This window comes from Thalassovita aquimarina, from assembly GCF_018219815.1.
Classification (GTDB): domain Bacteria; phylum Pseudomonadota; class Alphaproteobacteria; order Rhodobacterales; family Rhodobacteraceae; genus Thalassobius; species Thalassobius aquimarinus.
This window is the reverse complement of record NZ_JADMKU010000004.1, coordinates 85035-107851: the sequence shown is the minus strand read 5'-3', so window position 1 is coordinate 107851 and position 22817 is coordinate 85035. Positions and strand designations below refer to the sequence as shown.

Annotated in this window: 20 protein-coding genes and 1 pseudogene; 12 read left to right on the top strand and 9 right to left on the bottom strand. The window is 63.6% G+C overall.

The features are described 5' to 3' along the window. Positions 1-140 precede the first annotated feature (140 nt). Genes IT775_RS06100 through IT775_RS06075 form a run of 6 tightly spaced genes read right to left on the bottom strand, consistent with a single transcriptional unit; the run spans position 141 to position 7087 of the window. Positions 141-1127: an NAD(P)H-dependent flavin oxidoreductase gene (locus tag IT775_RS06100; RefSeq protein ID WP_212700201.1), complete on the bottom strand. Its 987-nt coding sequence runs from the start codon at positions 1125-1127 to the stop codon at positions 141-143. Positions 1128-1134: 7 nt separating this feature from the next. After that, positions 1135-1905, bottom strand: coding sequence for an enoyl-CoA hydratase/isomerase family protein (locus tag IT775_RS06095; protein WP_212700200.1), 771 nt, complete (start codon positions 1903-1905; stop codon positions 1135-1137). 10 nt (positions 1906-1915) lie between these two features. Beyond that, positions 1916-3043 carry a CaiB/BaiF CoA transferase family protein gene (locus tag IT775_RS06090; RefSeq protein ID WP_212700199.1) on the bottom strand — a complete coding sequence of 376 codons (1128 nt, stop codon included), beginning with the start codon at positions 3041-3043 and terminating at the stop codon, positions 1916-1918. Then, positions 3040-5187: a 3-hydroxyacyl-CoA dehydrogenase NAD-binding domain-containing protein gene (locus IT775_RS06085; protein ID WP_212700198.1), complete on the bottom strand. Its 2148-nt coding sequence runs from the start codon at positions 5185-5187 to the stop codon at positions 3040-3042. Before IT775_RS06085 ends, IT775_RS06090 begins: the two co-directional genes overlap by 4 nt. A gap of 11 nt (positions 5188-5198) precedes the next feature. Further along, positions 5199-6407 (bottom strand): acetyl-CoA C-acetyltransferase, encoded by a 1209-nt coding sequence (locus IT775_RS06080; RefSeq protein WP_212700197.1) that lies wholly within the window; start codon positions 6405-6407, stop codon positions 5199-5201. Between the two features lie 29 nt (positions 6408-6436). Continuing rightward, complete coding sequence (locus IT775_RS06075) at positions 6437-7087, bottom strand: TetR/AcrR family transcriptional regulator (protein ID WP_212700196.1); 651 nt, start codon at positions 7085-7087, stop codon at positions 6437-6439. A gap of 204 nt (positions 7088-7291) precedes the next feature. On the opposite strand from IT775_RS06075, the gene IT775_RS06070 reads away from it, so the two are divergent. The 8 genes from IT775_RS06070 to IT775_RS06035 all read left to right on the top strand — a co-directional run bounded on the left by IT775_RS06070 (position 7292) and on the right by IT775_RS06035 (position 15887). Further along, positions 7292-8167 carry a branched-chain amino acid ABC transporter permease gene (locus tag IT775_RS06070; RefSeq protein ID WP_212700195.1) on the top strand — a complete coding sequence of 292 codons (876 nt, stop codon included), beginning with the start codon at positions 7292-7294 and terminating at the stop codon, positions 8165-8167. 4 nt (positions 8168-8171) lie between these two features. After that, a complete protein-coding gene (locus IT775_RS06065) occupies positions 8172-9269 on the top strand; it encodes a branched-chain amino acid ABC transporter permease (RefSeq protein ID WP_212700194.1) in 1098 nt (365 codons plus the stop codon). Then, positions 9266-10036 (top strand): ABC transporter ATP-binding protein, encoded by a 771-nt coding sequence (locus IT775_RS06060; RefSeq protein WP_212700193.1) that lies wholly within the window; start codon positions 9266-9268, stop codon positions 10034-10036. Before IT775_RS06065 ends, IT775_RS06060 begins: the two co-directional genes overlap by 4 nt. Beyond that, on the top strand, positions 10033-10797 hold the full coding sequence (locus tag IT775_RS06055; RefSeq protein WP_212700192.1) for an ABC transporter ATP-binding protein: 765 nt from the start codon (positions 10033-10035) through the stop codon (positions 10795-10797). Before IT775_RS06060 ends, IT775_RS06055 begins: the two co-directional genes overlap by 4 nt. A 14-nt stretch (positions 10798-10811) precedes the next feature. Then, positions 10812-12656, top strand: coding sequence for an AMP-dependent synthetase/ligase (locus tag IT775_RS06050; protein WP_246525367.1), 1845 nt, complete (start codon positions 10812-10814; stop codon positions 12654-12656). 55 nt (positions 12657-12711) lie between these two features. Next, positions 12712-13884, top strand: coding sequence for an ABC transporter substrate-binding protein (locus IT775_RS06045; protein ID WP_212700190.1), 1173 nt, complete (start codon positions 12712-12714; stop codon positions 13882-13884). 80 nt (positions 13885-13964) lie between these two features. Next, entirely contained in the window at positions 13965-15116 is a 1152-nt protein-coding gene (locus IT775_RS06040; RefSeq protein ID WP_212700189.1) for an acyl-CoA dehydrogenase family protein, read from the top strand. Between the two features lie 216 nt (positions 15117-15332). Continuing rightward, complete coding sequence (locus IT775_RS06035) at positions 15333-15887, top strand: P-loop NTPase family protein (RefSeq protein ID WP_212700188.1); 555 nt, start codon at positions 15333-15335, stop codon at positions 15885-15887. Here the strand turns inward: IT775_RS06035 and IT775_RS06030 are convergent. Further along, positions 15878-16173 (bottom strand): annotated as a pseudogene (locus tag IT775_RS06030) (Dabb family protein). The gene IT775_RS06035 and the pseudogene IT775_RS06030 overlap by 10 nt on opposite strands. A gap of 32 nt (positions 16174-16205) precedes the next feature. Continuing rightward, complete coding sequence (gene purU, locus IT775_RS06025) at positions 16206-17090, bottom strand: formyltetrahydrofolate deformylase (protein ID WP_212700187.1); 885 nt, start codon at positions 17088-17090, stop codon at positions 16206-16208. Positions 17091-17611: 521 nt separating this feature from the next. On the opposite strand from purU, the gene IT775_RS06020 reads away from it, so the two are divergent. Next, entirely contained in the window at positions 17612-18859 is a 1248-nt protein-coding gene (locus IT775_RS06020) for an NAD(P)/FAD-dependent oxidoreductase (RefSeq protein ID WP_212700186.1), read from the top strand. Positions 18860-18894: 35 nt separating this feature from the next. Here IT775_RS06020 and truA read toward each other — a convergent pair whose 3' ends face one another. Beyond that, on the bottom strand, positions 18895-19662 hold the full coding sequence (gene truA, locus IT775_RS06015) for a tRNA pseudouridine(38-40) synthase TruA (RefSeq protein WP_212700185.1): 768 nt from the start codon (positions 19660-19662) through the stop codon (positions 18895-18897). Positions 19663-19805: 143 nt separating this feature from the next. Here truA and IT775_RS06010 point away from each other — a divergent pair, with 143 nt between their 5' ends. Genes IT775_RS06010 through IT775_RS06000 form a run of 3 tightly spaced genes read left to right on the top strand, consistent with a single transcriptional unit; the run spans position 19806 to position 22653 of the window. After that, entirely contained in the window at positions 19806-21221 is a 1416-nt protein-coding gene (locus IT775_RS06010) for a YcjX family GTP-binding protein (protein WP_212700184.1), read from the top strand. Then, on the top strand, positions 21218-21667 hold the full coding sequence (locus tag IT775_RS06005) for a GNAT family N-acetyltransferase (RefSeq protein WP_212700183.1): 450 nt from the start codon (positions 21218-21220) through the stop codon (positions 21665-21667). Before IT775_RS06010 ends, IT775_RS06005 begins: the two co-directional genes overlap by 4 nt. Beyond that, complete coding sequence (locus tag IT775_RS06000; RefSeq protein WP_212700182.1) at positions 21664-22653, top strand: YcjF family protein; 990 nt, start codon at positions 21664-21666, stop codon at positions 22651-22653. Before IT775_RS06005 ends, IT775_RS06000 begins: the two co-directional genes overlap by 4 nt. Positions 22654-22817 lie beyond the last annotated feature (164 nt).

Below are 22817 nucleotides of genomic sequence, written 5' to 3'. Positions count from 1 at the left end.
CTGCTTCGAAGATATCGGCTGACCTGGCGACCGGTCCCGAAACCTGAACGGGTCTTTTTCTTGGTGCAAATACCTTCTTGGTGCAAATACCCCAGGGGGGGCGCACAGCGGGGGGTAGAGCCCCCCAGCCCCCGGCGCCGTCAGCGATATCGCCCGACCTGCCCGGAAAGCCGCTCGAACGCCGCGAAATATTCCGTGGCGATGCGGTCGATCAGCTGGGCTGCGGGAACCACGTCCTTCACAGCGCCGATGCCTTGGCCCGATCCCCAGATTTCCTTCCAGCTTTTCGGCTTCTTGCGGTTCTCGCCGAAATTCATCTTCGACGGGTCCGAGCGTTCCAGGTTCTCGGGGTCCATCCCTGCCGCCGCGATCGACGGCTTGAGGTAGTTGCCCCAGACCCCGGTGAACAGGTCGGAATACACGATGTCCGAGGCGCCGCTTTCGACGATCATATGCTTGTAGCGGTCTTCGGCATTGGCTTCCTCGGTGGCGATGAAGGCCGACCCGGCATAGCCGCCATCCGCACCCATCGCCTGCGCCGCCAGAAGCGCGTCGCCGGTGGCGATCGATCCGGACAGAAACAGCGGGCCGTCGAACCAGGCTCGGATTTCCTGCACCAAGGCCATCGGCGACAGCGCCCCGGCATGGCCGCCGGCGCCCGCGGCCACGGCGATCAGCCCGTCGGCGCCCTTTTCGATCGCCTTGTGGGCGAATTTATCGTTGATCACGTCATGCAGGGTGATGCCGCCCACGGAATGGGCGGCCTCGTTGACCTCGACCCGCGCGCCGAGCGAGGTGATCCAGACCGGCACCTTGTGCTTGACGCAGATCTCGATGTCGCGCTCCAGCCGCCCGTTCGAGCGGTGCACGATCTGGTTTACCGCGTAGGGCGCTGCGGGATTGTCCGGGTTGGCCTGATTGTGCCGGTCCAGTTCCTCATTGATCCGGGTCAGCCATTGTTCCAGCAGGATCGGATCGCCGTCCTTTTCGCGCGCGTTGAGCGCCGGGAAGGACCCGACGATCCCGGCCTTGCACTGGGCGATGACCAGGTCGGGGTTGGAAATGATGAACAGCGGGCTGCCGATCAGCGGAATCCGCAGGTTTTGCAATTGGGCGGGCAGGGTCATCGGTATCTCACTTGCCTTGGAATTCGGGTTTGCGTTTTTCGATGAAGGCTTGAACGCCTTCGCGGAAATCGTCTGACTTGGTCAAAGCCTGCTGTTCGCGCGCCTCGGCGCTGAACGCCTCGCCGAACGACCCTTCGCCGACTGTGCGCAGGATTCGTTTCGCTGCCTGCGCCGCCAGCGGCGCGGCGCTGGCGATGCGGTCGGCAAGGGCGCGGGATTCGGCTTCCAGCTGATCCTCGGGCACGACCTGGTTCACCAGACCGTATTGCAGGCAATCGGCGGCAGGGATCTTCTGTCCTTCGATGATCGCCTGCAGCGCCCGGTGATAGCCCATGCCCTTCAGCAGCAGCCAGGTGTTGCCGCCATCTGGCACCAGCGAAATCGCGGCGAACGCCATGTAGAGCGAAGCGTTGTCGGCCATCACCACCATGTCGCAATTCATTGCATAGGCAGCCCCGATCCCGGCCGCCGATCCATGCACCTGCGCGATCCAGATCTTCGGCGACCTGGCGATGCCTTCCAGCGACGGGCGGTATTCGGTTTCCAGCATGTTGTCGACCTTGGGGTCGAGCCCGCCTTTCAGGTCGGCCCCGGCGCAGAAGCCGCGGCCTTCGCCCTTCAGGATCACCACCCGGATGGCGTCGTCGGCGTCGATTTCGGCCACCGCGTCGATCAGGGCCTTGCGCATGTCGGCGTTGATGGCGTTGAACGCCTCGGGGCGGGTCAGGGTGACGGTGGCGATGGCCCCGTCACGGGTGATGCGGATCACGTCGCTCATCTTTTCCTCCTCAGGTCAGCACGCCGCTGTCGCGGAGGCCGGCAATGGTGTCGGCGTCATAGCCCAGTTCGGCCAGAACGCTGTCGGTATCGGCGCCGGGGGCGGGCGGGGCGCCCACCGGGCCCGGCGGTGTCCGGTCGAAACGCGGCGCCGGGGTGACCTGCGTCACGCCGCCCACATCGGTGAAGACGCCGCGCGCCTGCATGTGCGGGTGCCCGGGGGCTTCGCTCCAGCTCAGCACGGGGCCGACACAGGCGTCGGTGCCGTCGAAGATCGCGGTCCATTCGTCGCGCGTTTTCGTCTTGAACAGTTTGGCATAGCTTTCGCGCCGTTGCGCCCATGACGTTTCGTCATATTGGGTCGCCTTGTGATGCTCCGGCAATCCGCCCAGATCAACCAGCTGGGAGAAGAATTGCGGCTCCAGCGGCCCGACCGAGACGTATTTGCCGTCGGCGCATTCATAGGTCCGGTAGAACGGTGCGCCGCCGTCGAGCCAGTTGCTTTCGCGTTCCTCGCCCCAGCGGCCGCGCGCGATCATCGCATGGACCAGCGCCAGCAGCGCCGGCGCGCCGTCGACCATCGCCGCGTCGATCACCTGCCCCTTGCCCGACGACTGCCGTTCGAACAGCGCCGACAGGATGCCCAGAAGCAGGAACATCGTGCCGCCTGCGTAATCGGCGGCGATATTGAGTGGCGGGATAGGCGGTTCATCCTTCTTGCCGATGGCGTTCAGCACCCCGGTCAGGCCCAGGTAGTTGATGTCATGCCCGGCCATCTGCGCCATCGGCCCGGTCTGGCCCCAGCCGGTCATGCGGCCATAGACCAGCCCCGGATTGCGGGTCTGGCAGGTATCGGGCCCCAGCCCCATCCGTTCCATCACGCCGGGTCGGAAGCCTTCGATCAGCACATCGGCCCGTTCGATCAGCCGCAGCGCGGCCTCGATCCCTTCCGGCGCCTTCAGGTTCAGGGCGACGGATCGCTTGCCCCGGTTGTTGATGTCAGTCGGGTCGGGCTTGCCCGATTTGCGGGTGATCAGCGTCACCTCGGCCCCCAGGTCGGACAGGAACTGCCCGGCCAAGGGGGCGGGGCCGAGACCTTCCATCTCGACCACCTCCATGCCCTTCAGAGGTCCGCTCATGCCGCCACGGCCTGTTTGCCGCGCAGGATGTCAAATGCGTCGGCATCAAGCGCGAAGCGTTCGCCGTAGCGGTCGACCAGTTCCGCCGCGCGGGCGGCGAAGGCATCGATGCCGATGCCCCGGATGAACTGGATGGCGCCGCCGGTATGGGCCGGAAATCCGATGGCGAAGATGCCGCCCAGGTTGGCCTCGACCTCGGTCCTCAGCACGCCTTCATTCAGGCAGCGCAGGGTTTCGATTGCCTGGCGATAGAGCAGCCGGTCGATGGCGTCCTGCACATCTATGTCCGCATTGCCCTTGGCGAACTGATCCAGCCCGGACCACAGCGCTTTCGACCCGTCGGCGGCGTATTCGTAGAACCCGCCGCCGTAATGCCGCCCGCCGCGTCCCTGTTCGATCATCGCGTCGCAGACGGTTTTCGACGCGGTGTTGTGCTTGCCGAAGCCGCTGTCGACATGCAGCCGTTCGTCGAGAGCCTTGTGCGTGTTGGCGACCTTCTGACTCAGCACCAGCGACACTTCGTCATGCACGGCCAAGGGGCCGACGGGCATCCCCGCCAGCCACCCGGCGCGTTCCACCGCCACCGGGTTCATGCCGTCGACCATCAGCGAAATGCCTTCATCCAGATAGGTGCCGAACACGCGGGAGGTGAAGAACCCGCGGCTGTCATTGACCACGATGGGCATGTAGCCGATCTGCTGCACGTAATCGTAGGCCTTGCGCAGCGTTTCCTCGCTGGTTTTTTCGCCGAGTATGATTTCGACCACCTTCATCTTGTCCACCGGGCTGAAGAAATGCAGCCCGATGAAGCGGCTCGGGTCGGGGCAGGATTCGGCGAGGATCGAGATCGGCAGGGTCGAGGTGTTCGAGCCGTAAATGCCGTTTTCGCCCAGCATCTTGAAGGTCTCGGGGATGACCTTTTCCTTCAGGGCGATGTCCTCGAATACCGCCTCGATGATCAGGTCGGTGTCCTCGAACGCACTGTCCTCGGTCGCCGGGGTGATCAGGTCGAGCAGAGCGTTCTTCCTGGCCTCATCCATCCGGCCGCGCTTGATCCGCTTGTCGGCCAGCATCGCGGTGTAGGATTTGCCCTTCTCGGCATTGTCCATCTCCATGTCCTTCAGCACCGAGGGCAGGCCCGCATTGGCATGGGCCCAGGCGATGCCGCTGCCCATCATGCCGGCGCCGAGGATGGCGGCGGACGAGGCCCGCCAATGATCGCCCTCGGGGCGGACCTTGCCGCCCTTGATCGCCTGCATGCCGAAGAAGAAGGTGGTGATCGCCGCCTTGCATTCCGGCGTGACGGCAAGCGCGCAGATGCCCCGGCTTTCGTTGCGCAGCGCCGCGTCGTACCCCATCCGCATTGAATTCACCGCGATGTCGAGGATCTTGGCAGGCGCGGGCAGCAGGCCACGGGTTTTCTGATACAGCACCGCAGGCGCGGCCACCGCGACCTGCCGCACCTTGGGGTGCAATGCGTCGCCGCCCGGATAGCGGAAACCCCTCTGATCCCACGGTTGCGTATGGGCGTCGGGATTGGCCTTGATCCAGGCCTTGGCGGCGGGGATCAGGTCGTCGGTGCTGTCCACCACGGCATCGACCATGCCTTCGCTCAGCGCTTTGGCCGGTTTCACCGGCTTGCCCTCGGTCAGGTGGGGCAGTGCCCTTTCAAGGCCCAGCAGCTTGGTCAGCCGCACCACGCCACCGGCACCGGGCAGCAGGCCCAGCGTCACCTCGGGCAGGCCGACAACGGCGCCCTTCACATCGGCGATGATGCGGTGGTTGCAGGCCAGGCACAGTTCGTACCCGCCACCCAGGGCCGCGCCGTTGATCGCCGCCACGACCGGTACGGGCAGCTGTTCTAGCTCGCGATAGGGGCGCTTGTTTTCCTCGATGTAATGGAACGTCTCGGCGTCCGCCTTTTCGATCCCGAGGATCAGGCGGAGATCGCCGCCCGCGAAGAAGGTTTTCTTGGCCGAGGCGAAGACGACGCCTTTCAGGTCGTCTTCGGCCCGCAGCTTGGTTAGAACCTCGTCCATGCCGGGCACGTAGCGTTCGTTCATCGTGTTGGCCGACTGGCCCTGCATGTCCATGGTGACGATCACGATGCCGTCGGCATCTTTTTCGTAAATGAAATCAGTCATGTCCGTCCCCCTCAGACCCGTTCGATGATGCTGGCGATACCCATGCCGCCGCCGACGCACATGCAGATCAGCGCGCGTTTCTGGTTTCGCCGTTCCAGTTCGTCCAGCATGGTCGAGACAAGGCAACCGCCGGTCGCGCCCAGCGGGTGGCCCATGGCGATGGCGCCGCCCACCACGTTCAGTTTCTCGTCCGGCACGTCGAGATCGCGCTGCAGCCGCAACGCGACGCTCGCGAAGGCTTCGTTGATTTCCACCAGGTCGATGTCGTCGATGGTCAGGCTGGCCTTGGCCAGCGCCTTTTTTGACGCGGGGCCGGGGCCGGTCAGCATGATGGTAGGATCGGTCGCGGTCAGCGCGATCGACACGACCCGGCCGCGCGGGGTCAGGCCCAGGTCCTTGCCTGCCCGTTCGTTGCCCAGCAAGATCAGCGATGCACCGTCGACGATGCCCGACGAATTGCCGGGGGTATGGACATGGTCGATCCGTTCCACGTCGGTGTATTTCGCCAGCGCGACCGCGTCGAAACCCATCTGGCCGGGGATGGCGAAGCTGGGTTTTAGCGCCGCCAGTTTCTGCATGTCGGTGCCCGGCTTGATGAAATCGTCCTTTTCGAGGATCACCACGCCGTTTTCGTCGCGTACCGGCACAACCGAGCGGTCGAACCAGCCGCTGTCGCGGGCATGGGCGGCGCGTTTCTGCGATTCTACAGCGAAGGCGTCGACATCGTCGCGGGTCCAGCCTTCGATGGTGGCGATCAGGTCGGCGCCGATGCCCTGCGGCACGAATCCGGTCTGGATCGAGGTTTCGGGGTCTTCGGCGAACGGCCCGCCATCGGCGCCCATCGGCACCCGGCTCATGCTTTCATAGCCGCCGGCGCAGACCACGTCTTCCCAGCCGCTGGCGATCTTGGCGGCGGCGGTGTTGAAGGTGTCCAACCCGCTGGCGCAGAACCGGTTGACCTGCGCGCCGGGCACGTTTTCGGCCCATCCGGCCTTCTGCAGCGCGACCTTGGGCAGCACCGCGCCCTGTTCCATGACCGGCGACACGCAGCCCAGCATCACGTCGTCGACGCGCGACGTATCCAGATCATGACGCTGCTGCATTTCATCCAGCAGCGTGGTGACGAGGTTGATCGGTTTTACCTCGTTCAGGGAACCATCGGCCTTGCCCTTTGACCGGGGGGTTCTGATTGCATCGTATATGTAAGCGGTTTCCGCCATCGGGTTCTCCTCCCAAAAACCTAGTTAGATCAGGCCGTTGCTTCCGGCCGTGCAAGACCTTGCGCCACGTCTGAAAAATCCAGTCGCGGCAGCGGGTCGAAATCCACGGATGCCAGGCGGCGCGCTTCGCGCCGGCCGATTCCCATCGCTCGCAGATATAGTTCCGCGATTTCGGAACTGGACTTGCGCCAAGTCACTGTCCCTTGCAGCACCTGCGAAATCGATCCCATCATCGCGCCGCCGCCAAGCGTCGTGATCGAATGAATCTGGTCACGCGGGAAATCGAAACGGCCGCTTCTTTGCCCCCTGAGCAGGATGTCGGCCGGTTCCAGCGCCCATATCTTGCCAAGCTGCGGTTCGGTCATCGCGAAGAGCGCGATAAACCGGCCCCAATCGGGTTCATCATGCACCCGCCTGATCAACTGGCGCATGAGCGTGGCAATGCTGAGCGCGGGATCTTCATCCGCGTTCGAAAGCGATCGGATGCTGTCGCGCAATTCCTGAAAAAGCATCCCGCAGGTGATGCGGAACAATTCGTCGGGATTTTCCAGGTTGTTGTAGATCGTGCCGCGCGACAGTCCGGCCTCTTTCGCCAGGTCGCTGATGGCGATCTGCATGGTGCCCTGTTCGGCAAACAGCCGCATGGCGGCGTGGATGATGCGGGATTTGACGTTTTTCATCGGGGATCAATCATTGAAGTTGACAGAAATTGAACACCCGTGTTTAGATAATGTCAACAGCGTTCATTCGGTCAAGGGAGGAGACGGCATGGATGCGAACTGCGCCGGGGCCCGGACGGCCCCAATCCCGCGCATGCGGGGCAATGTGTCAAACGCCCTTTTCGTTAAGGCGGCCGCCGGAGCTGCGACGGGGAAGGGGATCGGATGGAACTGATTCAGCTGGTAATCGGTGGGATCGCCACCGGGTGCGTCTATGGGTTGGTCGCGCTTGGTTTCGTGCTGATCTACAAGGCCACCGAAGGGGTGAACTTCGCCCAGGGCGACATGATGATGCTGGGCGCCTTCGTTGCGCTTGGCCTTGTGAATTCGGACTATTCGGCGCTGCCATTCATACCGGGTGTCATACTGGCGGCCGCGATCATGGGCGGGGTCGGCTATGGCGTCGACCGCTTCGTGGTGCGGCAGATTTTCGGTCAGCCGCAATTCGCGCTTGTCATACTGACCATCGCGATGGGGTTCGTGTTCCGCTTCGCCGCAGGCGCGATCTGGGGCTTCACGCCGCTGGTGCTGGAAACCCCGTTTGCCGGGCGCAGCCTGCAATTCGGCGGCGTCATCATCGGTTACGAGGATCTCGTCACCATCATCGTGACCGCGCTTCTGACGATTGGGTTGTGGCTGTTTTTCCAGTACACGCGGATCGGGCTGGCGGCGCAGGCCGCGTCGCAGAACCAGATGGCGGCCTATATCGTGGGCGTGCCGGTGCGGCGGATCAATTCGACGATCTGGGCGCTTTCCGGCGCGGTGTCGACCATCGCGGGGGTGCTTTATGCCTCAAATGGGGCGATCGATCCTAATATCGGGTTGCTGGGGATCAAGGCCTTCGCCGCAGCCGTGATCGGCGGATTCGGCAGCCTGCCCGGCGCGCTTCTGGGCGGAATCCTGATCGGCGTGGTCGAACCCGTCGCGGCGCGTTACCTGCCCAGCGGCATCAGCCAGATGAGCCCCTACATCATCATGCTTGCGGTGCTGATCACCCGTCCCAATGGGCTTTTCGCCCAGATCTACGCAAAGAAGGTCTGAGCCGATGAGAGTGATTTTCAAGACAAGCTACGACAACGATATCGATCTGCACGAAGACTGGTGGGACCGCGGCAAGATCATAGCGCTGGTTGCGGTGATGGCGGTGCTGCCCTTTCTGGTGGGGGAATATTACCTGGCCGAGGCGACCAATACGCTGATCTGGTCGCTGGCGGGGATGGGGTTGATGGTGCTGGTCGGCCATACCGGGCAGGTCAGCCTTGGCCACGCGGCCTTCATGGCGATCGGGGCCTATACCGACGCGGCGTTGATGAATGTGGGCGTGCCGTGGATCGTCGCCTTCCCGCTGGCGGGATTGACGGCGGGGCTGTTCGGGGCGCTGGTGGCGATCCCGGCGGTGCGGATGTCGGGCATCTATCTGGCCATCGCCACGCTGGCGCTGTTCGTCATCGTGGAGGAGATGATCATCATCATGGAGCCGATCACCGGCGGGGTGGGGGGCATCTTTGCCCCTTCGATCACCATCGCCGGGGTGGATTTCGACCGATACGCCAGCCTGAACAATTTCTACTGGCTGTGCCTGGCCTGCGTGGTGGGGATCACCTGGGCCTATGCCAACCTGCTGCGCAGCCCGACCGGGCGCAGTTTCCTGGCGGTGCGTGACAGCGAGGTGTCGGCGCGGGCGCTTGGCATCAACGTGACCCGCACCCGGGCGCTGGCCTTCGGCCTCAGCTGCGCGATGACGGGGTTGGCCGGGGCGCTGATGGGGCACTACATCAGCTTCTTCAATTACGAACTGTTCTCGATCTTCATCTCGATCAACCTGCTTCTGGTGGTGACGATTGGCGGGCTTGGTTTCATCCAGGGGGCGTTTTTCGGTGCCATCTTGATCACCGCCGTGCCGCAGCTGATCGCGATCTTGCGCGACGGGCTGAACAGCACCACCGGGATCGACCTTGGCTCGGTCCCCGGTCTCGATACGCTGATCTTCTCGGCCATCCTGGTGGGCTTCATCATCTACGAACCGGCCGGGCTTTATGGCCGCTGGCTGAAAACCCGGGTCTGGTTCCAACTGTTCCCGCTGGCCCGGCGCGACATGTTCCGCCGCCAGAAATCATACCTGAAGACGGAGAGGATGCGATGAGCCTTTTGCAAGTCGAAGACCTTGCCATCCATTTCGGCGGGGTGAAGGCGGTCGACGGCGTGTCCTTCAGCGTCGAGGCGGGCGAGGTGTTTTCCATCATCGGTCCGAACGGGGCCGGGAAATCGACCATCTTCAACCTGATTTCGCGCTTCTACAAACCGACGCGCGGCACCATCCGCTTCGATGGGCAGGACATCACCCACCTGTCGGCGCACCAGATCGCGCCCTTGGGCATCGCGCGGACCTATCAGAATATCGAACTGTTCGATCATTCCACCGTTCTCGACAACCTGCTGATGGGGCGCCACACGCACCGGTCCACCAACTGGGTGCAGGACACGCTGTTCCTGCCCAAGGTGCGCCGGGCCGAGCGTGGGCATCGACAGAAGGTCGAGGAGGTGATCGAGTTCCTCGAACTCGAAGCCTATCGCGACAAGCTGATCGCCGGCCTGCCTTACGGTGTGCGCAAGGTGGTCGAGATTGGCCGCGCGCTGGCGATGGGGCCGAAGATGATCCTCTTGGACGAACCGGCCTCCGGCCTGTCGGTGGAGGAAAGCCAGGACGTCGCCTACTGGGTCGAGGACATGCGCCGCGACATGGGGCTGACCGTGCTGATGGTCGAACATGACATGAGCCTTGTGAACCAGGTCAGCGACCGGGTTCTGGCGGTGGCCAATGGCGAATCCCTGGCGATGGGCACACCCGCCGAAGTGCAGGCCGATAAGCAGGTGCAGGCCGCCTATCTGGGGACGGAGGTGGATGCATGAGCGTTCTGGACATCCGAAATGTGGAAACCTTCTACGGCGCGATCATGGCATTGCGCGGGGTGTCGCTGACGGTGGAGCAGGGCGAAATCGTCACCATCCTCGGCGCCAATGGCGCGGGCAAGACGACGCTGATGAAAACCATTTCCGGCCTGATGGACCCCGAAAAGGGCAGCATCGATTTCAACGGGGTGCGGATCGACGGGATGGAGCCGGACAAGATCGTCGCGATGGGCCTGGCCCATGTGCCCGAAGGGCGCGAGGTGTTCCCCTACCTGACGATCGAGGAAAACCTGCGCATGGGTGCCTATACCCGCCGCGGCGCCGATATTCGCGACGATATCGACATGGTCTACAGCTATTTCCCGATCCTGAAGGAACGCCGCGCCCAGTCGGCCGGGTTCCTGTCGGGCGGGCAGCAGCAGATGCTGGCCATCGGCCGGGGGCTGATGGCGCGGCCCAAGTTGATGCTGCTGGACGAACCCTCGCTGGGCCTGTCGCCGCTGCTGACGCAGGAAATTTTCGCCATCATCAAGCGGCTGAATACCGAACAGGGCGTGACCATGCTTCTGGTGGAACAGAACGCCAACGTGGCGCTGCACACGGCGCATAAGGGGTACGTGCTGGAAATGGGCCGGATCGTGATGGCGGGCAGTTGCGAGGAACTGCGCGCCAGCGATGACATCCAGGAATTCTACCTCGGCCGGCAGGAAGAAACCCAACGCGGGCAGAAACGCTGGAAACGGCGCAAGACGTGGAGGTGACGGGCATGGTTGAAATGACGACAGACATGATCATCCCCGACGACGCGCCCATCGCGATGGATGGCTGCGACACGGTGGTGAAGCTGTGGGCGAAGCGGTGCCACGAACTGGGCGATCAGACCGCGCACCGGGAAAAGCAACTGGGCGTCTGGCAGGCCTATAGCTGGACCGATTACTATCAGGGCGGCAAATGGGCCGGGCTGGGATTGCTGGCGCTGGGATTGGAAAAGGGCCAGCCGGTGCAGATCCTGTCCGAGGACCGGCGCGAATGGCTTTACGTCGATCTGGGCGTGGCGGCTGTCGGGGGTATCCCGTCGGGCGTCTACACCACCGACAGCGCCGAACAACTGGCCTATCTGATCAACGATTCCGGTGCGCCGTTCCTGTTCGTGGAAAACGATGAACAGCTCGACAAGTTCCTAAAAGTCCGTGATCAGATGCCGGGGCTGCGCAAGGTCATCGTGTTCGATCGGGACGGGTTGGCCGGGTTCAGCGACCCGCAGGTGATGTTCTGGGACGAATTGATGACGATTGGGCAGGCCGAGGAACAGGCCAACCCGAAGAAGTTCGAGGCGACGCTGGAGGCGGTGAAGCCCGACGACGCGCGCATGCTGATCTATACCTCGGGCACAACCGGGCCGCCCAAGGGCGCGATGATCACCCATCGCAACATGATGTATCAGGGATTTGCAGGCGAACAGACGCTTGAATTCTATCCCACCGACGAATTGCTGTGTTTCCTGCCGCTGTGTCACGTTCTGGAACGGCTGATTTCGGTCGAATTCCCGATCCTGTCGGGGTGCAAGGTGAATTTCGCCGAAAGCCCCGAAACGGTGTTCGACAACCTGCGCGAAGTCAGCCCGCATTCCTTTACCGGGGTGCCGCGGATCTGGGAAAAGATCTACAGCCGTATCAGCATCATGCGGTCCGAGGCCGGATGGATCGGGCGCACCGCCTTCGACTGGGCGGTGGCAGCAGGCATGAAGAAAGCGCAGGCCAAGGAAGACGGCAGGCGGCTTGGCGCGTTCGACAGCCTGAACCTCGCGCTGGCCGATCTTCTGGTGCTGCGTAATCTGCGCAACCTGGTGGGGCTGGGCCGGACCCGCCGCTGTACCACCGGGGCGGCGCCGATTTCGCCCGATCTCTTGCGCTGGTTCGAAGCGATCGACGTGCATCTGCTTGAAGGTTACGGCATGACCGAAACCGCCGGTGTCGCGACGGTGAACACGCTGGCCTCCAACTTCGTCGGCACCGTCGGCGAGGTGTTGCCGGGCACGCAGGTGCGCATCGCGCCGGACGGGGAAATTCAGCTTAAGGGACCGGGCATCTTTGCCGGCTACTGGAAGAAGCCGGAAAAGACCGCCGAAACCTTTACCGAGGACGGTTGGCTGAAAACCGGCGATGTCGGCATGATGGACAATCACGGCGCGCTGAAAATCACCGGGCGATTGAAGGACATCATCATCACCGCGGGCGGCAAGAACATCACTCCCGCCGAGATCGAAAGCAAACTGAAGTTTTCGCCTTACATTTCAGACGCGGTGGTGATCGGGGATCGGCGTAAATACCTGACCTGCCTGATCATGATCGACCAGGAAAATGTCGAACGTTTCGCGCAGGACCGGCAGATTCCCTATGCCGACTTCGCTTCTCTGACCCGTGCAAAGGAAGTGGTCGACCTGATCGGCGACGTGGTGAAGGAGGTCAACAAATCCTTCGCCCAGGTCGAACAGATCAAGGATTTCCGCTTGATCGATATTCTGCTTACGGCGGAAGATGAGGAACTTACTCCGACGATGAAGCTCAAGCGGAATTTCGTGAACTCGCGTCACGCCGCCTTGATCGAGAGCATGTACTGATCCGGCCGGGGAGGGTCGGGCCGGTTATTCGAATAACGATAAGGGAGGAAGACCAATGAAGATCTGGAAAGGAATTGCCGCCGCCGCGGCGCTGTCGCTGGGGCTGTCGGCACCGGCGGCACGGGCCGAAACCGGGGTGACGGATAGTGAGATCAAGATCGGCGGGGCGCATGACCTGTCGGGCATCTTCGCGCCGTTTTCGGTTCCCGCGGTGAAAGCCGCGCAGCTTTACTTCGACGAAATCAATGCCGCTGGCGGCGTGCATGGCCGCAAGATCACCTATACCGTCGAAGACCACGGATATCAGGTGCCCAAGGCGGTTCAGGCCGCCAACAAGCTGATCAATCGCGACGGCGTCTTTGCAATGCTGCTGAGCCTCGGCACGCCGCATAACATCGCGATGTTCAAGCTGATGGAACCCAAGGGTGTGCCGAATGTCAGCCCGCTGACCGCCGCGCGGCAGATGGTCGATCCGCCGGCACCGTGGAAATTTGCCGGCACCGCCGCTTATTTCGACGCGGTGAAGGCGACCACGGAATACATGGCGGCCGAGCAGGGGTCGAAAACCTTCTGCCTGATGTACTTGCCGACCGATTTCGGGGTGGAAATTCAGAAAGGCTTGATCGACGGTGCCGCCGCCTCGGGTACCTCCTATGGGGTCGAAACCAAGCACAAACCGGACGAAACCGACTTCTCGGGCGCGCTTGGCAAGATCCGCGAAGGCGGCTGTGATACCGTCGGGCTCGCGCTGGGTGTCAGCCAGGTCATCAACGTGATCGCAACCGCCAACAAGCTGGGCATGAGCGACCTGAAATTCCTGCTGTCCTCGGCCGGGTTCCATACCGTGGTGGCCAAGGGGCTGGCGGGACAGGGTGTCATGGGGGGCGTCTATGCCGGGGCCGGCTGGCAGGACCTCGAAGCGCGTCTGTCCGATCCGGCGGTGGCCGGCTGGGTCAAATCCTATACCGAAGCAACGGGTGAAAAATTCCCCGGTACCGGCGCTTTGCTGGGCCGTTCGGCGGCGGAGTTGATGGTGCGCGCGCTGGAAGCGGCCGGACCCGACCTGACCCGCGAGAATTTCATCAAGGCGATGGAAGGGCTGAGCTATGATGATGTGGTGGCTGGCAGCATGGTTTCGATGAGCCCCGAAAACCACGTTGCCGCAACCTCGATCTATGTCTCGGCGGTCGAAAACGGATCGTGGAAACTGATCAAGACCATCGAATGAAGGTCTGACCGGCGGGGCGTATGTCGCCCCGCCCCTTTTCCCACACACAACAACAAACTTGACGAGGCAGGAGGCATCCGGTGCTGAAACGGACCCTTTACGACGAAGAACATGAAATTTTCCGTAACTCGGTGCGCAAATGGGCCCAGGCCGAGGTGTTTCCGCATATCGAGGAATGGCGAGAAGCCGGTTGCGTCAGCCGCGAGGTCTGGCGCAAGGCCGGCGAACAGGGATTCCTGTGCATGTACGCGGATGAAAAATACGGCGGGCTGGGGCTGGACGATTTCCGTTATGACATGATCCTGTGCGAGGAAATCAACCCGCGCGAACCGGGGTTCTTCATCGGGCTGCACAACCGCATTGTCGGTCCCTACCTGCACAAGCTGGGCAGCGAGGAACAGCGCGAAAGGTTCATGCCGGGTATCGTGTCGGGCGAAACCGTTCTGGCCATCGCGATGACCGAACCGGGCACCGGGTCGGATCTGGGCGGGGTCAAGACGCGCGCCACCGACATGGGCGATCATTGGCTGTTGAACGGGTCCAAGACCTACATCTCGAACGGGTTGCTGGCCGGATTGGTCGTGGTTGCCGCGCGCACCGGCGAGGGGCATGAAATCGGGCTGTTTCTGGTCGAGGAGGGCATGGAAGGGTTTGAGCGCGGCCGCAACCTGAAAAAGATGGGGCTGAAATCGCAGGACACGGCGGAGCTGTTTTTCGACAACGTCAAGGTTCCGAAGGAAAACGTGCTGGGCGACCCCAAGCGCGGGTTCAAGACGATGATGATGAACCTGGCCGAGGAACGGATTATCGGCGCACTGGGATTTGTGGCGCGGGCCGAATACGCCTTCGGCATCACGAAGGACTACGTGATGGAGCGGCGCGCCTTCGGCCAACCGGTCGGGACGTTCCAGAATTCACGCTTCAAGATGGCGTCGATGCGGACCGAACTGGATGCCGCCTGGGCGCTGACGGATCATTGCGCGCGCGAACATCTGGCGGGCGAGCTGAGCGCGGAAATGGCGGCGGAGGCGAAGCTCTACACCTCCGAGGTCGAAGGTCGGGTGGTGGACGAATGTCTGCAGCTGCATGGCGGTGCGGGGTTCATGGACGAATACGAAATCTCCCGGCTCTACAGTGATGCGCGGATCAGCCGGATCTATGCCGGGACCTCGGAGATCATGCGCGAAATCATCGGCCGCGGATTGGGATTGGACGAACGCGGGCGGAACTGAAAACGGCCCGAATCAACAGAGAGGCGTGTGTTGGCTATGCTGCACTTGCACGGTTGCTTCCCGCGTCTCTCGCGACTTTGGCGTGTGTTTCCCTTTGAAATCGCCGGGGAATGTGCATGTTTCGCAAGGGAACTGTAAAAACAGTTTGAGCATTTTGCAGGTGCAGCATTAGCCTGAAACCCCAAGGGGCACAAAGGATTGGGGCTGAACACGGATATGGGGCGAAGGATCTATATCACCGGTGCATCGGGGGCCGGTGTGACCACCTTGGGGCAGGGGCTGGCGCGGGCGCTGAACCTGCCGCATGCCGATGTCGATGATTCCTACTGGCTGCCGACCGATCCTCCCTTCACTCAGAAACGCCGCGTCAATGACCGCCTGACCTTGCTGCGGCGTGCCTTGGAGCATGATGGATGGGTGCTGAGCGGATCGTTCGACCGCTGGGGCGACCCGCTGTTGTCACAGGTTGACCTGGTACTGTTCGTCACCGCTCCGACGGGCATCCGGCTGGCCCGCCTGCGCGCCCGCGAACGGGCCCGGTTCGGCGACAGGATCGAGGAAGGCGGCGACATGGCCGCCATTCATGCGGGGTTCATGGCTTGGGCCGCGCGCTATGACGATCCCGGTTTTTCCGGCCGCAACCGCGGGCGGCACGAAGACTGGTTGCAATCGCTTCGTTACCCAGTGCTGCGGATCGACGGCACCCGACCGACGGAGGAACAGGTCAAGACGGTGCTGGATCACCCGGCGCTGACGGCAAGCTACGCCTGATCGGTCAGGAAATCCGCCGCGATCCGCATGTCGCGCAGCGGCCGCACGATGTCGATCGACCGCTGATACAGCGGATGCGCCTTGAACGCCGCCAGCTGCGCCGCGTCGTCGAATTCGCCATAGACCACGAAATCCGGCTCCGGTCCCGCGATGAAGTCGGATTTGGCATTGCGCCGATTTCGAAATGCCGCTTGTGCGGAATCTGCGTCAGCAGGGACAGGCCGTCGAAAACGGTTTCGCGGTCCTTCGGATCGCGGGCGGTGAAAAAGACGATATGGCGGATCATGGGGCGGGTTGTGGCCCGCCCCGCGCCGAAGATCAACCCATCCGTTCCGACGCGTAGGACCCGGGCGAGGCCGGGAAAACGACCGTCTTGTTGCCGTTCAGGAACACCCGGTGATGGATATGCGCGTGGATCGCGCGGGCCAACACCTGGCTTTCCACGTCGCGGCCCAAAGACACGTAATCGGACGGGCTTTGGGCATGGGTGACGCGGACGATGTCCTGTTCGATGATCGGCCCCTCGTCCAGGTCGGCGGTGACGTAATGCGACGTTGCCCCGATCAGCTTCACCCCGCGCTCAAAGGCCTGCTTGTAGGGGTTCGCGCCCTTGAACGAGGGCAGGAAGGAATGGTGGATGTTGATGATGCGTCCCGACATCTTCTGGCACATTTCATCCGACAGCACCTGCATGTAGCGCGCCAGCACGATCAGTTCCGCGCCAGTGTCCTCGACGATCGCCATCTGCTGGGCTTCGGCCTGGGCCTTGTTGTCCTTGGTCACCTTGATGAAATGGAACGGGATGTCGTGGTTCACCACGACTTTCTGATATTCCATGTGGTTGGAAATCACCGCCACGATATCGATCGGCAGCGCGCCGATGCGCCAGCGATACAGCAGGTCGTTCAGGCAATGGCCGAAGCGCGACACCATGATAACGACCTTCATCTTGCGCTTTTCGTCGTGGAAGTCATAGGCCATGCCCTTGTCGTCCGCGACGCTCTGGAAGGACTGGGAAAGCTCTTCCAGTTCCTTGCCCTTTTCGCTGCGGAAACTGACGCGCATGAAGAAATTGCCGGTTTCCGCGTCGTCGAATTGCGAACTGTCGGTCAGGTTGCAGCCGTTGTCGGACAGGAAATTGGCAATCGACGCGACGATACCGCGCGAGGATTTGCATTTCACGGTGAGGGCGTAATCGGTCATCTGGGGTCCATGCGTTTCCGGCCCTGCGGGCCGCTGTTTGGGATCGGCCTTCGTGGTAAAGGGCGCGGTTTGGCACGACAATCGTGGAAATGTCCCTCTCGGGGGCGATGTGCGGTTGTTACCAGAATAAAGCGCGTCGGAATTTTCCGATCGGATACAACCGGCACTTTGCGGGGAATTTTCGCCAAAAAGGGGCCTCCTCGACGAGCTGCAGGCCATGGTCGAGGAGGACGCTGAGTAATTGCATCCCGGATGCGAATGCAAAACAGTGGATGACGCGCGTGACCTGCGGTCTGTTCCCCCACGTCGATCCCCCGTTTAGGAGAGAAAGAGAGGAAGGACCGGTCGCAAGAGACGGATCAGGCCGGGGCCAAGCGCGTAGCATCCTTGCTGCGGGGGGTGCCAAGCAAGTCACGTGCCAAGTTTTCGCTTCAGGCGAAAAAATCCGGCCCGCCGTGTCGCCCGTATTTCGCCCGCCGGGGTTTGCCGCTACGCTTCGGGCGGAATCGAAAGGGTAAGGCATGGCTGCAAAACGGATCATCGTTGTCGGGGCGGGGATTGTCGGCGTATCGACGGCCGTGTGGCTGCAACGCGACGGGCATGAGGTGGTTCTCGTCGATCGCGCGGGGCCGGCCGAGGGCGCGTCTTTCGGCAATGGCGGGGTGCTGGCCTCTGCATCGGTCGTTCCGGTGACGACGCCGGGGCTGTGGCGGAAAGCCCCGCGCATGGTGCTGGACCCGGACAGCCCGCTGTTCCTGCGCTGGTCCTACCTGCCCCGGATGCTGCCTTGGCTGGCGCGGTATCTCAGTCATGCCAACGATCGCGACGTGCGTCGCACGGCGAAGGCGCTCTATCCGATTGTCGGTGACAGTCTGGCCGATCACCGGGCGCTGGCTGAAGGGACCGGGGCCGAGAAATGGATCACGGAGGCCGATTTCGTCTATCTGTATCGGTCGCGCCGCGACTATCTGGCCGATGCCTACGAATGGAAGTTCAACCGCGAATACGGCTTCGCACCGGTCGAATATGAAGGCGATGCCTTGCGCGCATACGACCCGGCCTTCGGTGACACGATGGGGTTCGGCGCGGCGATGCCCAATCATGGCCGGATTTCCGATCCCGGCCAGTATGTAAAGGATCTTGCCGCGCATGTCGTTGATCGGGGCGGGCAATTGGTCACCGCCGACGTGACCGGGCTGATCCGCGACGGCGGCAGGGTCGTGGGCGTGCAAAGCAGCGAAGGCCCGCTGCGCGGCGACGCGGTGTTGATCGCCACTGGCGCATGGTCAGGGCCGATGTCCAGTGCCCTGGGGCTGAAAATGCCGCTGGAAACCGAACGCGGTTATCATATCGAACTGTGGAACCCGTCTGTTATGCCCCGGTCGCCGGTGATGATGACGACGGGATCTTTCGTTATCACCCCGATGGAGGGCCGCTTGCGCCTGGCAGGCATTGTCGAATTCGGCGGGCTTGAAGCGGGACCGTCGCGGGCGCCCTTCAGATTGCAGATGAAGCAGGTCAAGGCCGCGATGCCCGGGCTGACGTGGGATCGGGCAACCGAATGGATGGGCCACCGTCCGACGCTGACCGATTCCGTGCCGGTGATCGGCCCGGCTCCCGGCCATCCGGGGGTGTTCATGGGATTCGGGCACCAGCATGTCGGGCTGACCGGCGGGGCGAAGACCGGGCGTCTGCTGGCGCAGATGATCGGCGGCAAGCCCCCCAATATCGACATGTCACCCTATGATCCGGGCCGGTTCAGGGCGTGAATTGGTCAGGCGAGCACGGGCGGAATACGCCCTTCTCAGCCGAACGGATCTTCGGGGTATTGCACCCCGGCCAGATAAAGCCCCTGCGGCGGGCAGACCGGGCCGCAGGCGGCGCGGTCGCGCGCCTCCAGCGCGGCGCGCACGTCTTCGGGCGCCCATGACCCGGCGCCGACCCGTTCCAAGGTGCCCACGAAGCTGCGCACCTGGTTGTGCAGGAAGGACCGGGCGCGCAGGAAGAAACGCAGTTCGGGGCCGGACCAGCCATCGACCTCTTCGATCGTCAACTCGTCGAGCGTCTTGACCGGGCTGGCAGCCTGGCAGATCGAGGAGCGGAATGTGGTGAAATCGTGCTTGCCGATCAGATAGGCGGCGGCCTGGCGCATCGCGTCCGGGTCGAGCCGTTGCGACACCTGCCAGACCAGCCCGGCATCGTGGGTGGCGGGCGCGCGGCGCATCAGAAGCCGGAACACGTAACGCCGTTCCAGCGCCGAGAACCGCGCATGCCAGTCGTCGGGCACAAGCGCCGCGCGGCGGATCGCCACCGGCTGCGGTTTCAGGTGGTAATTCAGCGCCTCGGACAGGCGGAACGGGTCCCAGTCCTTTTGCAGGTCGCAATGCGCCACCTGCGCGATCGCATGCACGCCCGCATCGGTGCGCCCGGCGGCGGCGATGGTGTGCGGCCCCGGTTCCAGCTTGGCCAGCGCATCCTCGATCGCCCCCTGTACCGAGGGCTGATCGGCCTGGCGTTGCCAGCCGGCGAAAGGGGCGCCGTGATATTCGACTTCGAGGGCAAATCTGGGCATGGCGCGCCCTTACCGCAAATTCTTCGCCTTGGGAAGCGGCGGGGCAGTTTGGGTGTTTTTTGCCAAGATGAAACGCAGGTGGTTTTGCCGGCGCTGCTGTGTACTTATGTTGGAACGAAAGAGAGATTTGAAAGGCAGGGCCCTTGGTCATCACCACTTTGGCGGACAGCCTGACCCGGCAGGTTGAGGCGGTCGGCGATGCGATTTCGGAAACCCTGTTCGAACCGGTGATCCGGCTCGGGGTGACCGGGCTGGCGCGGTCGGGCAAGACCGTCTTCATCACCTCTCTGATTGCCAACCTGATGGATCGCGGGCGGATGCCGCAGCTGGTCGCCGCCGCCGACGGGCGGATCGAGGCGGCGTATCTGCAGCCGCAGCCCGACGACACGGTGCCGCGGTTCGATTTCGAATCCCATCTGGCGGCGCTGACCGGGCCGGACCCGCATTGGCCCGAAAGCACCCGCACGATATCCGAACTGCGCCTGTCGCTCAGGGTGCGGCCCACGGGGCTTCTGTCGGGGCTGCAGGGGCCGCGCACGGTGCATCTGGATATCGTCGACTATCCAGGTGAATGGCTGCTTGACCTGGGACTGCTGGAGAAAAGCTACGCCGACTGGTCGCGGGACATGCTGGACCGGCTGGCGGTGCGGGATTCGGCGCGGACCTATCTGGACCGGATCGGGGCGGTGGAACCCGAGGCCGCGCATGACGAGGTGGTGGCGCAGGATTTGGCGCGCGCCTACACCGACTATCTGCACCAGGCGCGGGCGGAGGGCTATTCCGATTGCACCCCGGGGCGGTTCCTGCTGCCCGGCGACCTGGCCGGATCGCCGGTTCTGACCTTCGCGCCGCTGCCGGTGGATGGTGCCTCCAAGCGGGGATCGCTGCACCGGGAAATGGAACGGCGGTTCGAGGCTTACAAATCGCGCGTGGTGAAACCGTTCTTCCGCGATCATTTCGCCCGTATCGACCGGCAGGTGGTTCTGGTCGATGCCTTGGGGGCGATTCATTCCGGGCCACGCGCGCTGGAAGACCTGCGGCTGGCGATGGGCGATATCCTGGGCGCGTTCCGGCCCGGACGGGCGGCATTGCTGACGCGGCTCCTGGGGGGCAAGCGGGTGGAAAAGATCCTGTTCGCGGCCACCAAATCCGACCATCTGCATCACAGCCAGCATGCCCGCCTGACCGCGATCATGGAAGCGTTGCTGCGCGAGGCGCGCGACCGCGCCGATTTCGCCGGGGCCGACACCCAAGCGATGGCGATCGCCGCGCTGCGCGCCACCACCGAGGAAACGCTGACCCATGACGGCCGGCAGGTGGATTGCGTGCGTGGGCGGCTGTTGGAAACCGGCAAGCAGGCGGCGTTCTATCCCGGTGCCTTGCCCGAGGACCCGGCGCGTCTGTTGTCGCCGGCGCGCAAGGGGGCCGGGGCGTGGCTCGATGCCGAATACGAGGTGATGAAATTCGCCCCTGCGGCGTTGAACCTGAAGCCGGGCGAGGGACCGCCGCATATCCGGCTCGACCGGGCGGCGCAGTTCCTGATCGGGGATCGGCTATGAGCGTCGTCCTGCGTCCCGCGCGTGCCCTCGATGCCGGGCAGACCGGCGAGATCCTGCATCTGTTCAACAGCGGTGCCGACTGGATGCCGAAGCTGCATTCGCAGGCCGAAACCATCGCGTTTTGCGGCGCGATGATCGATCGCGGCTGGGTCACGGTGGCGGAACGCGATGGCCGCGTGATCGGGTTCCTGGCCCGTGACGGCATTGAGATTTGTTCGCTCTACCTGCGGCCGGATCAAACCGGGCAGGCGGTCGGCAGGCGGTTGCTCGATTCGGCGAAATCCGCAAGCGACACCCTGCAGCTCTGGGTGTTTCAGGCCAATACGGGCGCGCGGCGGTTCTATGCCCGCGAACGCTTCACCGAAAGTGGCCGCAGCGACGGGACGCGTAATGATGAAAACCTGCCCGACATCCAGATGATCTGGCGCAAGGAGACCACCGCATGACGAACGGACCGATCCTGATCGATCTGGAAAACGCGCCCGAGGCGCCGGGCCCCGACAGTGCGCCGCCGATTGGCGACGAGGGTCTGCCGCAGGCGGCGGCGATGCATTCGGTGCTGAGCACGGCCGGGCGGAAACCGTCGCGGCTGGCGCGGTGGATCTGGGGGCTGGCGCTGTCCTTCATCGGGGCGGTGGTATCGGTGGCGGCATGGGATTTCGTGACCGGGCTGATCGCGCGATCGCCGGTGCTGGGCACGGCGGTGGCGCTTCTGGGCATCGCCCTGCTGCTGGCGGTGGCGGTCGCGGTGATCCGCGAACTGGCGGCGTTTTCGCGGTTGGCGCGGATCGACAAGCTGCACAAACAGGCCGAGGAGGCGCTGGCGCAGGACGATCTGGACAAGGCGCGGCAGGTAGGCGGCAGCCTGATGCGGCTATACCAGTCGCGGGCCGATCTCGACTGGGCCCGGGCGCGGTTCGAGGAGAGGCAGGGTGAACAATTCGACGCCTCCGCGCTGATGGACCTGGCAGAGGCCGAGCTTCTGGCGCCGCTGGACAAGGCGGCGCAGGCCGAGGTTCAGGCCGCGGCACGGCAGGTGGCGACGGTCACGGCGCTGGTGCCGCTGGCGCTGGCCGACGTGGCGGCGGCGCTGACCGCGAACCTGCGGATGATCCGGCGGGTGGCGGAAATCTACGGCGGCCGGTCGGGCACCTTGGGTAGCTGGCGGTTGATGCGGGCCGTCATGGCGCATCTGGTCGCGACCGGCGCCGTTGCGGTCGGCGACGATATGCTGGGGTCTCTGGCCGGCGGCGGGTTGATGTCGAAACTGTCGCGCCGGTTCGGCGAAGGCGTGGTCAACGGCGCGCTGACCGCGCGCGTGGGGGTGGCCGCGATGGAGGTCTGCCGCCCGCTGCCATTTGCCCGCAAGCGTCGCCCGTCAGTGTCGGCGCTGGTGTCGCGGGCGTTGACTGGGCTGTTTTCGAAGGGATAGAGCGGCGCGGCCCCAGGCGGGCGGAAAGCCTTACATGATCCGCCCGTCGGGAGCTGATTCTCAGCAGCCCCCAGTATTTGTAGACGCTCGGACTGGCAAATTGGGATCGGGGGCAAGCGCATGCGTCACTGCGAAATTTCTGTGGCGACGCGTTTGACAAGGAT